The organism is Pseudalkalibacillus sp. Hm43, from assembly GCF_051842935.1.
Lineage (GTDB): Bacteria > Bacillota > Bacilli > Bacillales > Fictibacillaceae > Pseudalkalibacillus.
The window spans coordinates 337,734-354,408 of sequence record NZ_JBPXRR010000001.1; the positions used below are offsets into that span (position 1 = coordinate 337,734).

12 protein-coding genes are annotated in these 16,675 nt (G+C 47.4%); 11 read left to right on the top strand and 1 reads right to left on the bottom strand.

The window, feature by feature from the left end:
- The first annotated feature begins 16 nt into the window (after nt 1-16).
- The 8 genes from ACSVDE_RS01835 to ACSVDE_RS01870 all read left to right on the top strand — a co-directional run bounded on the left by ACSVDE_RS01835 (nt 17) and on the right by ACSVDE_RS01870 (nt 12,651).
- Entirely contained in the window at nt 17-565 is a 549-nt protein-coding gene (locus ACSVDE_RS01835; RefSeq protein WP_439299256.1) for a DNA topology modulation protein, read from the top strand.
- Nucleotides 566-881: 316 nt separating this feature from the next.
- Entirely contained in the window at nt 882-2,363 is a 1,482-nt protein-coding gene (locus tag ACSVDE_RS01840; RefSeq protein ID WP_439299257.1) for an LVIVD repeat-containing protein, read from the top strand.
- A gap of 258 nt (nt 2,364-2,621) precedes the next feature.
- The gene (locus ACSVDE_RS01845) at nt 2,622-4,568 is read left to right on the top strand and encodes an IucA/IucC family protein (protein WP_439299258.1); all 1,947 of its coding nucleotides are present in this window, start codon (nt 2,622-2,624) and stop codon (nt 4,566-4,568) included.
- Nucleotides 4,565-6,592, top strand: coding sequence for an IucA/IucC family protein (locus ACSVDE_RS01850; RefSeq protein WP_439299259.1), 2,028 nt, complete (start codon nt 4,565-4,567; stop codon nt 6,590-6,592). The genes ACSVDE_RS01845 and ACSVDE_RS01850 overlap by 4 nt, the downstream gene beginning before the upstream one ends.
- Complete coding sequence (locus ACSVDE_RS01855; protein ID WP_439299260.1) at nt 6,585-7,820, top strand: MFS transporter; 1,236 nt, start codon at nt 6,585-6,587, stop codon at nt 7,818-7,820. The genes ACSVDE_RS01850 and ACSVDE_RS01855 overlap by 8 nt, the downstream gene beginning before the upstream one ends.
- A 16-nt stretch (nt 7,821-7,836) precedes the next feature.
- Nucleotides 7,837-9,048 (top strand): type III PLP-dependent enzyme, encoded by a 1,212-nt coding sequence (locus tag ACSVDE_RS01860; RefSeq protein ID WP_439299261.1) that lies wholly within the window; start codon nt 7,837-7,839, stop codon nt 9,046-9,048.
- Between the two features lie 327 nt (nt 9,049-9,375).
- Nucleotides 9,376-10,554 (top strand): MFS transporter, encoded by a 1,179-nt coding sequence (locus ACSVDE_RS01865; RefSeq protein WP_439299262.1) that lies wholly within the window; start codon nt 9,376-9,378, stop codon nt 10,552-10,554.
- A 531-nt stretch (nt 10,555-11,085) separates the two neighbouring features.
- Nucleotides 11,086-12,651 carry an AbgT family transporter gene (locus ACSVDE_RS01870; protein ID WP_439299263.1) on the top strand — a complete coding sequence of 522 codons (1,566 nt, stop codon included), beginning with the start codon at nt 11,086-11,088 and terminating at the stop codon, nt 12,649-12,651.
- A 277-nt stretch (nt 12,652-12,928) separates the two neighbouring features.
- On the opposite strand, the gene ACSVDE_RS01875 is transcribed toward ACSVDE_RS01870, so the two are convergent.
- A complete protein-coding gene (locus ACSVDE_RS01875; protein WP_439299264.1) occupies nt 12,929-13,159 on the bottom strand; it encodes a hypothetical protein in 231 nt (76 codons plus the stop codon).
- A 250-nt stretch (nt 13,160-13,409) separates the two neighbouring features.
- On the opposite strand from ACSVDE_RS01875, the gene ACSVDE_RS01880 reads away from it, so the two are divergent.
- The 3 genes from ACSVDE_RS01880 to glpK all read left to right on the top strand — a co-directional run bounded on the left by ACSVDE_RS01880 (nt 13,410) and on the right by glpK (nt 16,524).
- Nucleotides 13,410-13,970, top strand: a complete 561-nt coding sequence (locus ACSVDE_RS01880; protein WP_439299265.1) for a glycerol-3-phosphate responsive antiterminator — start codon at nt 13,410-13,412, stop codon at nt 13,968-13,970.
- 197 nt (nt 13,971-14,167) lie between these two features.
- Nucleotides 14,168-15,010 (top strand): MIP/aquaporin family protein, encoded by an 843-nt coding sequence (locus ACSVDE_RS01885; protein WP_439299266.1) that lies wholly within the window; start codon nt 14,168-14,170, stop codon nt 15,008-15,010.
- 23 nt (nt 15,011-15,033) lie between these two features.
- Nucleotides 15,034-16,524: a glycerol kinase GlpK gene (gene glpK, locus ACSVDE_RS01890; protein ID WP_439299267.1), complete on the top strand. Its 1,491-nt coding sequence runs from the start codon at nt 15,034-15,036 to the stop codon at nt 16,522-16,524.
- Nucleotides 16,525-16,675 lie beyond the last annotated feature (151 nt).

The window sequence follows — 16,675 nt, forward strand, 5'->3', positions numbered from 1 at the left end:
TAAGGAGGCTCTGCCTATGAAGAAAATTGCCATTATCGGCTCACCAGGCGCTGGTAAATCAACATTATCCCGGAGGCTAAGCGTTGTTTCCGGTATCGAAGTCTATCACTTGGACCGGCTTTATTGGAAGCCTGGGTGGGTAGAGTCTTCGAGAGAAGAGATTCGTAGAATTCAACTGGAGCTTGTTCAGAAGGATCAATGGATCATCGACGGCAATTTCGGTTCGACGATGGATATTCGTTTGGACGCCGCGGATACGATCGTTTTTCTAGACATACCGAGGTCGAAATGCTTTTATAGGGTCATTAAAAGGAGGCTCATGTTCCACGGAAAGAGCCGCCCGGACATGGGGGAAGGTTGTACAGAGCGTTTGGACGCGGCGTTTTTACGATATGTATGGGAGTTTCCAGTTGAAAAACGAGTGGATATCCTGTGGAAATTAGCTGAATACGAAGGTGAGAAGCAAGTCATTACGCTGAAAAACAATCAGGACATCGAGTTGTTCTTGGAGCTCGCCAATCAGAACCGAATCTTGCAGGAAGAGATCAGTACGACCGGGGAATAGGCCGTTCTATCCTTGAAATTATGGAAAAGGTAAAATGAAGGATAGAAAGAGACGTATTCGATCCCTCAAAACTATAAAAGCCAAAAATGAAGGATAGAAAGAGACCCTTTCTATCCTCCAAATTAAGAAAAAACCAAAATGAAGGATAGAAAGAAGAGGTTTCGACTGCACCTCTTCTTTTTGTGCGTGAATTTCGACCTGTTTTCACAAATCAAATTAGACAACAAGTAGTAGGGTGATTTTAAACTTTTGTACGTAGGAACTCTGCTTCTCCTTATGGAAACCGTAGTGTATTACGAAAAGGGAGGACATCGAGATGAAAAGAGCGATCACCCTGTTTGCAGCCGTCATGCTGATACTCGGAAGTGGTATTTCCTCAGTAGACGCGACGCATGTCAATTTGGAGGGGGAAGCGAATGTTCCAGTCATTTCTAGTGACAACGTGCAGCTTGTGAACAATATGCCCCACTTGTCGATCATTTCCGCTGCTTTTTCCAAAATGGAGCCTTACATGTATGCCAATACGCTTTCTGGCATCGCAGTGTATGATATCACAGACCCTACAAAGCCAATGCTGAAAGGAGAACTCCCGGAAGCTCATTTTGAAAATGAGGATATGACCTTCGGGGAACGGGAAAACGGCACGAAATTCGTTTTAATCGGCTATGATCCAGCCGGCGTCACACCCACCTATGACGATAAAAGCATTTCTACCGGAACAGAGGTTGCAGTCGTGGATGTTTCAGACCCGGAAAATCCATACGTTGCATCCCGTGTGAAAACAACGACCCGGACACACACCGTCACATGTGCAAATGATGAATGTACGTACGCTTACACTTCCGGAAGTGAGGATGAGAATGGTAATCCGGCATTTTCAATCATTAATCTGGAAGATCCGGCAAACGCTTTTGAAGAAAAGGTGTTCCCAAGCTCAGTTGACGCTGTCGGACACGATTGGGACATCGATTCTACAGGAATTGCCTGGCACACAGGACTTGCAGGAACGGTCGCGTATGACATCTCCGATCCGTTGAACCCGGTCGTACTGAACTCGACGGATGAAAGAGGACTGAACGGAACATCGTGGAACAATTTCATCCATCACAACACGCTGAGACCGAACGGCGATCAATTCGAAAATCGGGCTCCAGCTGAGATGGAAACAGGTGAAAGCACAGAAAGGACCGCTGATCAGATCCGCGCTGGAGAAGTTGTCATGGTGACAGAAGAAGATTACCTGCACCCAGGTACTTGTGATGACGAAGGATCTTTCCAAACTTGGCACTTGCAAAACTTGGACGAGTTTGAAGGACAGACGAACGTCGAGCCAGGATCGGGGACGATCGAACCGCTCGATACATGGAACTCGAAGATTTTAGGAACCGATACGAATACGAAGGCTGGCTTCATCTGTTCAGCTCACTATTCATCCTATCATGAGGAAGGATTCGTCTCGATCGGTTATTATCAACAAGGCGTTAGGATTTTGGACGTAAGAGATCCGTCCGACATCAAGCAAATCGGTTACTGGTTCACTGGAATACAAGAAACTTGGGGAGCACAATGGGTCCCTGACCGTGATGAAGAAGGTAAGGCAAATGGTGAACATACGAACTATGTGTACGCGTATGACCCAACGAGAGGGTTGGACATCCTGAAAGTCACCTTCCCGGATGAATCACCTGCAAACACGTTGGATCTGAAAGCGGACATCAGTATTGACATGATTGAAGTTCCTGCAACGGACCTCTCGGATGCACTTCAAGACAAAATGTCCCACAACCACGATCATTAATTGTAAAAAGGAAGGCTGCCTCCATGGCAGCCTTTTTTCATTATGTTAAGCCTTCACTTAGATAGGCCAAAAGCCCCCTCGATGTACCGTTTTATCCTAATTCAGGCAATGAAATGATCAATAACTGGACCAAAGGAATCGTATTTGGAATTTCGAATTGACATTGAGAATCAATATCAATTAATATGGGTATTGCGTAATTGATAATCATTTTCACTAACACATATAACATTCAATATAGCCTGGGAGGGATCGTGATTGGAAGCGACAATGCTGAACAATCAACTAGATTCAGACACCTATGATAGAGCAATTGAACAACACCTGCATAAAGAATACCCACATCTTGTAGAACGATACCGAGAAAACATCAAGACCGCAGAAAAGATGGTTCTTCGTCAGCTGATTCAAGCGATTTTACGAGAAAAAATCGTTAAATCCAGCTGGACTGAACACACAGCGATCATTCGATTAAGTGAAGAGGAACAAATCGAAGTTCCGATTGAGAAAAAGTATATCCTTGGACAGATCGATATCGGTGGTCACATCACCTATACCGATCGAAAAGGGAACAAGAGCGATCTCATAAGTCCGGATCAACTGTTGATGTTGATGATTGTCAATGGACTCACTCTCACCTTCGACAACATGGAACAGTTTAGTAAGGAAATCACCAACAGCACATACAATTTCGCGCTTGCACTGACAATTGCGGAATGCCGTAAAAAGCAAGACCGTACTGAAGCGAAAAAACTGGAAGCCGATGATACGTTCGACTATGTGTTGAAAAAGGCAGAACAAGACCCGTACTTCAGTCCGCTTAGGTTTTTTGAACAATGGGTCATCCAGGGACATACGATTCATCCATGCTCCCGTACGCGTTTAGGATTATCGCCTGAAGACATCACGAAATATGCACCTGAATGGGAAGGACAGCCGAACGTCATTCCCGTCGCCGTCCATAAAGCGTATTGTCGACTGACTCACATCGAGAGCTCCGTGACGCAAATTTTAATGGAAGAATATCCGAAAGTGGAGCAAGCCTTCCAAAACACCCTTACGAAAAAGCAACTGAACAAAGAGGAGTATGAACTGATACCGGTGCATCCGTGGCAGCTCGAGAATACAATTCACCGACATTATCAGGAGGAAATTCAAAACGATGTGATCATTCCGCTTGATCATGTGTCTATTGAAACGGCAGCACTCGTTTCATTCCGATCGCTGGCACCGTTAAAAAGTAAGCTCAATCACCATATCAAGACTGCGATGAACGTTCAGATGACGAGTGCAGTTAGGACGGTGTCTGCTGCATCTACTTATAACGGACCGAAAATTTCATCCGTGCTCCAGAAAATCCAAACGGAAGATCCGTTCATCGCAAACACGTTAAGCTTCATGCGTGAAGATGCAGGCATCCACTTCGAACCGAAGAAGGACATTGACGCAGGTGAGAAGTATTTCCTGCAGAAAAATATGGCTTCCATTTTACGAGAAAATCCTGAGAAAACCTTATCCGAAGGGGAAGTAGCTCTACCGGCAGCGGCATTGATTGCAGAGTCTCCTGTATCCGGACAACTCATGATGGAAGAGCTCATCAGGCAACAGGCGAAACGAAAGGACCTTAGCCTTACAGAAGCGGCCGTGGATTATATGGAACAATATGCGAGTGTACTACTGCCTGGTGTCATCGGGCTCATGACGAAATATGGAATCAGTATGGAAGTCCACATGCAGAACTGTGTTGCCGTATTCCGCGATGGAATGCCGAAACGGGTCATCGTCCGGGATAACGGTGGCATCCGGATCATGGAATCCAGGTTGAATACTTACATGGCATTAGAGGACTTGAACAACAGCACGAATCTCATGACATCGAAGCGAGAAGAACTGCTCGATATCTTCTTCCATGCGATCATCCATAACCATCTAGGGGAAATCATCGTTCCATTAGCAAGGAACTTAGAGCTCGATGAATACAGCTTGTGGGCTCCTGTCCGGAATGTCGTGGAGGAAGTATTTGCAGCACTGAAAAGGGATGCTTCCATTCCAAAGGACAATCTCCGAGATGAAGCATACATTTTATCGGACAAATCGAGCATGAAAGCACTCGTCCAAATGAGACTCACAGACAAATTCACAGAGAATGCATACGTTGACGTTGCCAATCCTTTATTGATAAAAAATGAGGTGTTCCCAAAATGACGATTCAATTGATTCAGAAGCCAGCCGTACAAAAGACAAGCAAGGAGTCCATGCTAGAAGAGGAAGTCAATTGTGTCAAGTACGTCATGAAACAGAAACCCGCCTATGTTGCCCACTATTTCGGAAATCTGGAGAGAGGGAGGAAGGGTATTCTACATAAATTAGCTTCCGCCATCCTCCGGGAAGACATCAACGGCTTATATTCACAAGCCATCAATCTGAGAAAGATCGGTTCGGCCCTTGTGATCACAATGAATGGCGAAAAGGAGTTACCCGACCATTTTTATAATAAGATCGAGCGGTATCCGTTTCTTGAAGGGATGACGTATAAAATCGCTCAACTTCAACATTCGGTCCTTGTATTCCCGATTAAAAATGAGTTTGCGTATCACCGGATCGAAACGACCGATGACATCCTGCACATCAGTTCAGAAGAGATGACGACGATTTCTGTTGCCTCTGATTTGTTGAAGGTGATTTATGAGGGTGAAGAGAAACCGGAGAATCTTGACGCGTTCATCTCGGAATTGGATAACGGGGCTGCCAACTTGACGCTCGCGTACATGTTTGATGATGTGTGGAAGGATGAAGTACAGGAAGAAGCTCGCCATCTGGGTTCAGAAAGCACAATGGATTATCTCTCGAAGAAAAGAGAGACCGATGCATCCTTTTCACCGAGCCTGTTCTTTGAGCAGCTCGTTTTGGAGGGGCATCATCTTCATCCAGGTGCGAAGACGAAAATCGGTCTATCGGAGAACGATGTGTTCCGCTATTCACCGGAATTCCATCAAGCTTTCGACGTCCGGTTTGTGGCAGTCGAGCGTGAATGGGTGGTCTCGACAACTCCTGAGACGAAGCGATTGTTAGACGATTTTTACCCGGAGGAATTGGAACAGTGTCTCATTGAATTAACAGAACGCGGATACGATCCTGAACAATTCGACGTCATCCCTGTCCATGAATGGCAGTATGAGAATGCGATTCAAACCATATACCGAGACGAGCTGGAAACAGGTAAGATCATTTTGATTGAAAACGTCACGTTAAAAGCAGAAGCGACTTCTTCGTTCCGAACCGTATATCCGAAGGATCGCACGAAGCCTGCGTTGAAGCTTGCGGTCAACAGCCAGATGACTTCGACGGTCCGATCCATCTCGACTCAGACGGCACTGAACTCGACCCTTTTTACAGAAATGATGACATCCCTTATGGAAAAAGAGGTACACCTAACGAACTTTATTCCGTTGAATGAAGTGGCGGGTGCAGCCTTTAAATCTGATGAAGAGTTGAAAAGCCGGAATTTGACGATGCTCATGCGGGAAAGCATCGAGGATCAACTTCAGGACGAGGAACTTGCCATTGCCGGACCTGCATTATATGCGACATCACCGATCACCGGGAAGACGATCCTATCTGAGCTGATCAACCAGTATGCGGAAGAGAACAATTTGACGAAAAACCGGGCAGCCTTCCCGTTTTTTGAAGACTACATCACGACCGTCATCCCGGGTTATCTCACTTTGATGGTGAAGTACGGCATCGCGCTCGAAGGGCACTTGCAGAACAGCATCCCTGTTTTCAAGAATGGTCGATTGTCCCGTTTCTTTTTCCGAGATTGGGGAGGCTCTCGCATCTACAGAGAACGCTTGAATCATCAAGGGATGGACATCTCGTTCACACCTGGATCCATTTCCGTTACCAATGACGTGAACGAAATGCACAATAAGCTTTATTACACAGTGTTCCAAAACCATCTCGGTGAAATCATCCGCATGCTCGTCCAATATTCTGGCATCCGTGAGGAAGAGTTCTGGAAACGGGTGAAAAAGGTTTGCGCAACGACACTCCGTTCTTTAGCGGCTGAAAAAGGGCTCGCTGAAAACATCTCTCAGGATGAAGCGTTCCTTTACCAGCCGATCGTCAAACATAAGTCTTTGACGAAAATGCGATTGGAGAACGGAAAAGGCTATAGCTATAGTGAGGTAGCCAATCCGCTACATTGTGCGGATCCGTCCGATGATTGAGAAACTGCCTGGATTCATCCAAGCCAATCGTTCATTTGCGTTGAGAGTCCAATCATTCCGCCATTTTCTGTTTGGCAGTTTCGTCGTACGTACGACCGATTGGATGGACCTGACCTTGTTGAACTGGCTTGTCTATCAATGGACGCAATCCCCCGTTGCACTCGGTATTTTGAACGCGTGCCGGCTGCTTCCGATTTTGTTGTGCGGGCTGCAAGCTGGTGTCCTTGCCGATCGGTACAGTCGTAAAAAAGTGCTCATGTTTAGCTACGCCGGAATTTTTGCAAGCACGCTCTTTCTCGCGTACATGGTCTATGCTGATTTTTCAATAGTATGGCTTTATGTGCTGGTGTTTGCCAGGTCGCTCTTCATGACGGTCGAGGTGCCTGTCCGGAACGCGTTCTTGTCTGATCTTGTGGAAGCTGATCAACTTCCGAATGCCATCTCACTGCAAACCATGGTCATCAATGTAGCGCGAATGGTTGGACCAGCGTTAGCGGGCTGGATGTTGTTGAAAATGGAGGCACCGATTCTCTTCGTCCTGATCGGATTAGGGACATTGGTCATCATGGCATCCTTGAATGGCATCAGTGTGGAGGAAGAAAAGCGAGTGCCGATTGAACGCTCGGTCAAATCGGACAAGTCGGATTTGAAAGAAACCTTCCAGTATATAAAAGAAAACCGCTTGATCGTATCGATTCTGTTGATGGCTGTCGCACCGATGGTTTTCGGATTCCCTTATACGACGATGCTCCCCTTGTTCGTCGAGGAACTGATGGGGATGGGGCCGGATGGCTTTGGCCTGCTGCTTTCTGCATCCTCTGTCGGAGCAATCATCGCAACATTGGTCCTATCGGTAAAACCACCGAGTCATCAGGGGAAGATCCTGATTTTCTCCGCCCTCGGCTTTGGGCTGTTTCTCGGATGCTTCATCCTGTTCAGCGCAAGCTACTTTTTATCGATCGTTCTCATGTTGGTGGTCGGCTTTACAAGTCAGTTGTACCGTACGACAAGCCGGATCACCCTTCAGATGCAAGTGGCGGATGCATTACGTGGAAGGGTGTTGAGCATCGCATTAATGGACAGGGCATACATTCCACTAGGCGCGCTATTGATCGGTGTCATTGCTGCACAATTCGGAGCGATGACGGCAGGGTTGTTCATGGGGTTCGGATGCTTCGCTGTCACCTTACTCATCGTTTGGAAACGACCAGATTTATGGAACACTTAAGTTGGAGGAAGAGCACATGCTGACAATCGAAAAGAATGCAGTACAACGATATTTGGAAAATAAATTACACACACGAGGAAACGAAGAGCCAATTTGTGCGTATGTCTATGACCTCGATCGCCTGAAGGAGCATGCGGAAACAATCAAGCAGAGCTTACCGCCGTTTTGCCGGTTGTATTATGCGGTAAAAGCCAACCCCGAGCGGCCGATACTCGAAACGCTGGAACCGATCATCGACGGGTTTGAAGTCGCTTCGCAAGGCGAGATGACGAAACTCGGAACGTTGACTGAAAAACCGATGCTCTTTGGCGGACCTGGAAAAAAAGATCAGGAGATCCGTGCGGCGCTTCAGACGAACGTAGAGTACTTGAATGTAGAAAGCTTTCATGAATTGAACCGGATGGCGTATATCGCTGAACAAATGGATGTCCGCATACCGGTATTGATTCGAGTGAACCTGAGCACGAACGTTTCCGAAAGCCACATCCGCATGTCGGGTGTTCCGACACAATTCGGAGTGGATGAGCGAGACATACCGGCGTTGATTACAAAAGCGCTCGGTTGTGAACACATCGACATCAAAGGGTTTCACTTCCATGCGATGTCCAACAACCTGGACGCAGAAGCACATCTGAAATTCATCCAGTTGTGCATTGAAAAGTCCTTGTACTGGCGTGAAGAATTTAAGTTGGATGCTCCCATCATCAATGTCGGCGGCGGAATCGGCATCAATTACTGGGACCCGGAACAGCCTTTTGACTGGTCGGTGCTTGCAGAAGGTTTACATCGTTTCCACCACTATTATGAAAAAGAAAACCTCACGCTGTTCTTGGAGATTGGACGATACATGACAGCAGAATGCGGATCTTATCTGGCGGAAGTGTTGGATGTGAAAACGAATCATGGTGAGCACTTTGCAGTATTGCGAGGCGGGTCGCACCATTTACGCCTCCCGGCCGCATGGAAGATTAGCCATCCATTCGAGGTGTATCCGGTTGAGGATTGGCGTTACCCGTTCGAACGGCCGGGGATTATGGGTGATGTTGTAACGGTTGCGGGTGAACTATGTACGCCGAATGACGTGCTCGTCCGGAAAGAACACGTTCAGCAGCTGCGTGCAGGTGATGTGATGATCTTCCGTTTTGCAGGAGCATACGGATGGACGATTTCCCACCATGATTTTTTAAGCCATCCTCATCCCGATCACGTTTTTATTAAAAAAGATTGATATTGAAAGCTGACTCGATTACGATGGAATTAACTTGAATGGAAAAGGAGGGTGACACAATGTTTGAAATGGGTATGGACTGCATGAAACGTTTTATCGCGTTCATGAGTACCATTTTTGGGATTTTGCGCTTCAACGGAACCAGTGTGTCCTTTTTTAGGCAAATTCCATAACCCTTTCATCAACATTGAATAAGTTACCTTTCATCGGATTTTATTTGGAAGAGAAAAGGGACTGCCTTTTCTCTTTTCATTTTGAAAAAACAGGAGCATCCAACCACAGGTAAAGCTTATTTGCCTGTGGTTTTTTGTGTTTAGGAGGATTTATATGTTTCGTAATCGCAATATCAATATGATTTATTTATACATTTTCTTCGGTCAGCTTTTCTTTGACCGCGCACTCTGGGTCATCTACTTGAGTGATTCAGGCTTGTCGCTCGGTGAAATCGGCATCATTGAGGCAATTCTGCACTTGAGCATCGTCTTATTCGAACTTCCGACCGGTATGATTGCCGACCTTTATGGGCGAAAAATCAGCATCCTCATAGGGAGCGTGTTGAGCATCGGCTATGCCGGATTCATGTTGATCAGTGATTCGTTGACCCTTTTCGGTTTGGCGTTCGTGTCGCTTGGAGTAGGGTTGACCTTCCATTCGGGCGCGCAACAAGCGCTCGCATATGATACGTTGAGGGAAGTGAACCGTGAGAAGGACTACACGAGAGTGTTCGGCAACATGACCGCACTTGCCTTATTGTCCCTCAGTTTTGCGAAACTCGCTGGAGGCTTGATGGCAGAAGTCAGCTGGGAGTGGGTGTATGGCGGTATGATCGTCATGCAGGTGCTCGCGTTGATTCCAGTGTTACTACTTCACGAACCTGAGCGGGAGATGAGGGTGGTCGAACGGAAGGGGATTCTGCAAACGTGGCGGGACCAGTTTGTAAGTGGTCTTATCGTTTGGAAGGAGAATCCACCGGTACGTGTGCCGATTGTCCTGTTCATCGCTGTCAGCACAGTGCTCGTCATCTTGACATTTTACGGTCAGGAATACTTTACGAGGCTCGGATACTCCTCGTTTGTCATCGGCGTCATTTTTACAGTGGATGGATTGTTGGGTGTAGTGATGGCAAAGCTAGCATACCGTTTGGAGCAAAGGTGGGCGTTCTTCTCAATCGTCAAATACGGCTATGCGTTCTACCTGCTCTTTTTCGTGTTGTTCATCGTGTCACCGCGCCACGGAATCGTGTTGTCTTTCCTTGCACTCGCGCAACTGGTGACGCTATTCGAGCCAGTTTTCTCGAACTTCATCCAGAACATGTTGAGCAGCGATGTGCGCTCCACCTTTTTCTCGTTGATCAGTTTGGTGGAAAGCTTCGTGATCATGGTCGGGTTCCCAGCTTTCGGCTACGCGATCGAGCACATCGGGTTCGAAAACGGCTTTTTGGTGCTGCTTCTACTGCTCGTTGCGATTTATGCTGCCGTGCTTCTTAAACCGAAAAAAGCATTTTAAAGATGTAGAGGATGACGTTTCGTCATCCTCATCCATATTGGAATTGTGTAGGTAGATTTTACTGAATTCTAAAACCGGAGTGGTTTTTTCTAAGACGGAGCACAGATTTTCTAAAACTGTGCCTGATTTTTCTAAAACACCCCGCTGTTTTTCTAAAACGAAGCACCATTTTTCTAAAATCGACCGCATTTCATGCATGATCGCTCAAAATCACCCCTCGCAAAGCTCTCAAAAACTAGTACATCCATACCGTTTTTCACTTTTTCTATCACAAATCGTTCTGATTCCTAAACTTCTAGCATAAACTGATAGATTGCCGTGTTTCTGGGCCTTCTGGGCATCATGAGCGGACAACCACAATCTAGGAAGTTCTCATCATCAATCTGGAAATGACAGCCCTTTCCTACAATCATTTTTAGCTTAAAAGAACTAGCACCCGATTCTAGCACGACGCTCACACCAAGTTGTCTTCCTGCGAACGTATCTGTACAATAATACGAAAAATTCAGACATTTTCAGCAGGGAGTGGTTATGATGAGCGTTCCACAGCACAAACTCGAAAACAAACAGGCACATTCCAAAAGGAGAGGAATTTTCAACAAATTCCTCGATTGGATTGAACGTTACGGCAACAAACTGCCGGATGTATTGACGCTGTTTGTTATTTTCACCGGAATCATCTTGTTTGCATCCTACGTGGCAAGCAAGCTGAACTGGAGTGCCGTCAATCCGGCAACGAATGAAACTGTCAACGCCGTCAACTTGATCGACGGAAAAGGGATCGTGAAGATCCTCACCGAGATGGTGAACAACTTCATGGCCTTCCCGCCGCTCGGTCTCGTACTCGTCGTCATGCTCGGTGTCGGACTCGCGGAATCGACGGGGCTCGTATCGGCTTTCATGCGGAAGGTCGTACTCGCTTCACCGAAAACGTTGATCCTGCCGATCATCGTCGTCATCGGAATTTTCGGAAATGCGGCAGCCGACGCGGCACTTATCGTACTACCGCCAATCGCGGCGTTCGTTTTCATGACGATGGGTCGGCATCCGATCGCAGGTCTCGCACTCGGCTACGCTTCAGTGGCAGGGGGATTCAGTGCGAACTTGATCCTTAGCATGCTGGATGTGTTGCTCGCCGGTTTTACCGAATCGAGTGCCCATATCGTTGATAAAAGTTACAAAGCCAATCCAGCGATGAACTACTACTTCCTGATCGCTTCGACCTTCGTCCTTGTGCCAGTGGCGGTGTTCGTCTGTTCGAAAATCGTCGAGCCCCGTCTCGGTACGTATACGCTGAACGCGCAAGTGGACACGGAAACGAAACTGAAAAAAAGCGAGCGAAGAGGGCTTACCTGGGCTGGTATCGGAGTTTTCGCCTATATCGCTTTATTGTGTGTTCTGACGATTCCAGAAGGCGGTTTGTTCCGGAACGCCGAGACGGGGTCGCTCATCGAGGACTCCCCATTCATGAATGGCATCGTGCCGATCATGTTGTTCTTCTTTTTCATACCGGCGTTGCTTTATGGAATCGGTGCGAAGGTGATCAAATCCGATAAGGACGTGGCAGAGCATTTGACGAAGGCGATGTCCGGCATGGGGTATTACATCGTGCTAGCGTTCATCGCAGCGCAGATGATTACGTACTTCAACTGGAGCAATCTCGGAACGATCATTGCCATCAAAGGGGCGGATTTCTTGAAGGAATCGGGCATGACAGGTTTGCCGCTACTCCTGGCGTTCATCCTGTTCTGTGCGCTCATCAACTTGCTCATCGCGAGTTCATCTGCCAAGTGGGCTTTGCTCGGTCCGGTGTTCGTACCGATGTTCATGTTCATGGACTACAGCCCGGCATTCACGCAGATGGCGTACCGGATTGGTGACTCGATTACGAACGCGGTGACACCGATGCTAGCGTACTTTGCCATCCTGCTCACCTTTGCGAAAAAGTACGACCCTAAGATGGGCGTCGGGACGCTCATCTCCGTCCTGCTGCCTTACTCGATCGGTTTTGCAATCTTCTGGATGCTTCTTTTCGCCGTCTGGTATTGGCTCGGTCTGCCGCTCGGACCTGGCGAATACATCCATTTGGATCAATAGGAAAAAGCACCAGTCCATTGAGACTGGTGCTTCCTTATGGGTTTTTGAGGCTTGCCTGGAAGCGTTCCAGCCAAGGAGAAGCGGTGTTTTAGAAAAAATGGCTTCGGTTTTCGAAAATCGAGCTTCGGTTTTAGAAAAAAGCAGTTGTGTTTCACAAAAACACAGCTTAGTCTTATAAATTCGGACAAACGTTTTATAAATCGGGACTTACTTACTATCCCAACTACCAAACACCAAAATGCAAATACTGGAAAAAACAAGCCCCTCCCGCCACCATTTAGTGTCGTAAGTAACGTCTCTTTGAATAATGGAACCGGTCGTTTTGATCGTCTCCTTTTCCAAACTCAAGAGATTCCAAAATCCTCTCTTCGGTATAACCTGTCAATCTCGAAATACGCTGAACATCGGGGAATTTCTTTTGAATCTTTAGTTCGTTTGTAATGACCGACTGACAAACATTTAGTACATGCTCATAACGGTTATGGGAGTCTTTGTAAAAGTCATCCACGGTTCATTATCCCTCATTTTTTACAATGATTGAAGTGGATGGGGGAGGGCCTTCTTACCCACTTCCCAAAATTCGACCCTCCTAAACGTAGGAGGGAAGACCGAATAGTATGTTGGTTCTATTTTATGGAAAAGAGGTTTCAACCCTTGTCACGCGGGCTATTATTAGTTTGATTATTCGCTTTGCGTCCATAAATGAACTATGCGAAAGTAGAGTCTTCACGACTCTGAAGAAAGAAGGATGGTGAAACATGCCGATCCAACAGAAGATACTACCTGCAGTCCGAAATATGAAGGACTTTGAGAAATTGCTGAAGAGCCCATATGAATATCTCGTATTGCTCGACAGCCATGTCAGTCAGCTGAAGAGCATCGTGCAGATGGCGAAGCGTCACGATAAGAAGATGCTCATTCACGTCGATCTCATCCATGGGCTGAGCAACGACGATTATGCAGCCGAATTCCTTTGCCAGGACATCAAGGCGGACGGATTGATCTCCACCCGTACGAATGTCATTTTAACGGCGAAAAAGAAAGGAGTCCTTGCGATTCAGAGGCTGTTCCTGCTTGACTCGAGCGCACTGAACAAAAGCTATACACTGCTCGAGAAGACGAAGCCGGATTACATTGAAGTTTTACCAGGGCTCATGCCCAACATCATTCAAGAAGTACATGAGCATACCGGAATCCCGATTTTTGCTGGAGGCTTGATCCGGACCATAGAGGATGTCGAACAGGCTTTAGGCGCAGGTGCCAGAGCAGTGACGACATCGAGGGGTGAACTGTGGAAACATTATGTTAAGGATTTGTAAAATTGTCCTTGACAGCGCTTTCCGAATCATGTAACTTGATAGGCAAGTTAATAACATGTGACGGAGAAACGGAGATCCACACTTATCCCTCATTTCAGATGAGGCGATTCGTGTGGATTTTTTGTGTTCCGAACGCATTATTCTCTGTCAGAAATGAAAGGGTTTACACTATAAAAAAGTGATCGGAGGAAGGAACAATGTCAGAATTCATGGCAGAAATCATGGGTACGATGATTCTTATCATCTTAGGAGGAGGCGTCGTTGGAGGCGTCGTATTAAATAAAACAAAGGCACAAGATTCCGGATGGATCGTCATTACGATGGGATGGGGTCTTGCGGTTGCCGTCGCGGTTTACGCTGTCGGTGGAATCAGCGGGGCGCACATCAATCCGGCGGTCACGCTCGGACTCGCATCCATCGGAGAATTCCCTTGGGCGAAAGTGCCGATGTACATCACAGCGCAGATGATCGGTGCGTTCATCGGTGCCATCATCGTCTATTTCCACTACTTGCCGCACTGGAGAGAGACGGAGGACCCTGGCTTGAAACGGGCGGTTTTCTCAACAGACCCGGCAATCCGCCATACATTCTCGAACCTGCTCAGTGAGGTCATCGGAACGTTCGTCCTGTTGCTCGGTCTGCTTGCAATCGGTGCAAACGAGTTTACAGAAGGCTTGAATCCACTGATCGTCGGATTCCTCATCGTAGCGATCGGAATGTCTCTCGGAGGTACGACAGGGTATGCGATCAACCCGGCACGTGACCTCGGTCCGCGTATCGCACATTTCATCTTGCCGATTCCAGGGAAAGCGTCATCGGATTGGGGCTACTCCTGGATTCCTGTAGTCGGACCGGTACTTGGCGGTGTGTTCGGTGCCCTCTTTTACCAAAAGTTCTTTACGGGTACAGATACATTAGCATTCTGGGTGGTCGGAGCGCTTGTCCTCGGTGTACTCGTTGTCGCTTATGTGACGAGTGAGAAGGAAGTGCCGGCCAAAGAGAAGAAGAAAGTGTCCAAGCTTGGATTATCGAACCAATAAATGTTTTAAGGGAGAGTGGAAATATGGAAAAGTACATCTTATCATTAGACCAAGGAACGACAAGCTCACGCGCGATCCTATTCAATAAAGAAGGGGAAATCGTCGAGACTGCACAAAAAGAATTCACTCAGCATTTCCCGAAATCCGGTTGGGTTGAGCACAATGCGAACGAAATTTGGGGATCGATTTTGTCGGTCATCGCACAGGTGTTGTCCCATTCCGATATAAAACCGGAACAGATTGCCGGTATCGGTATCACGAACCAACGTGAAACGACGGTCGTCTGGGATAAAAACACAGAAAAACCGATCTACAATGCGATCGTCTGGCAATCCCGTCAGACCGCAGGCATTTGTGAAGAATTGAAAGAGCAAGGCCATAACGACAAGTTCCGTGAGAAGACAGGCCTCTTGATCGACGCTTATTTTTCCGGGACAAAAGTGAAATGGATCCTCGACAACGTAGAAGGCGCTCGTGAAAAAGCAGAAGCGGGTGACCTCTTGTTCGGTACGATCGACACGTGGCTCATCTGGAAACTGACAGGTGGAAAAGCACATGTCACAGACTATTCGAACGCATCCCGTACGTTGATGTACAACATCCATGAGCTCGATTGGGACGAAGAACTGCTAGATATCCTCGGCGTACCGAAAACGATGCTGCCGGAAGTGAAACCATCGTCAGAAGTTTACGGACACACGGTCGAGCACCATTTCTTCGGGCATTCCATACCGATCGGAGGCGTTGCAGGTGACCAGCAAGCCGCGCTGTTCGGACAAGCGTGCTATGAAAAAGGTATGGCGAAGAACACGTACGGAACAGGCTGCTTCATGCTCATGAATACCGGGGAAAAAGCAGTCACCTCAGAGCACGGCCTGCTCACGACGATTGCTTGGGGCATCGACGGAAAAGTCGAGTATGCCCTTGAAGGCAGTATTTTTGTCGCCGGATCTGCGATTCAATGGTTACGTGATGGGCTCCGAATGTTCGCTGATGCCGCAGACAGTGAGAAATACGCTGAACGCGTCGAGTCGACAGAAGGCGTTTATGTTGTCCCTGCCTTCGTAGGACTTGGTACGCCATATTGGGACAGTGATGTGCGAGGCGCGGTATTCGGATTGACGCGTGGAACGTCGAAAGAACACTTCGTCCGTGCGACACTAGAATCACTCGCCTATCAGACGAAGGACGTTCTGACCGCGATGGAAGCAGATTCAGGCATCTCACTGAAAACGTTACGGGTCGATGGAGGCGCAGTGAAGAACAACTTCCTTTCTCAATTCCAAAGTGACGTGCTCGGTGTACCGGTTGAACGTCCGGTCGTGAACGAAACGACAGCGCTCGGTGCCGCTTATCTTGCTGGACTCGCGGTCGGCTATTGGGAGAACCGCGACGAAATCGCGAAACAGTGGAAAGTGGACCGTACCTTTAATAATGAGATGAGCGAACAGGACCGCGAATCCCTATACGAGGGCTGGAAAAAAGCGGTCAACGCAACAATGGCTTTCAAATAAAGAAAACGTGTGGTAAGATGAAGACAAGTTAATACATGCGTCGGAGAAACGGAGAGACCGCAACGGACTTATAAGCGCGCAGCTTATAGGTTCCAGTTGTGGTCTCTTTTTTTTGCTCCGAATAAAGTATAAGCAGAAGCCATTTTCGGGT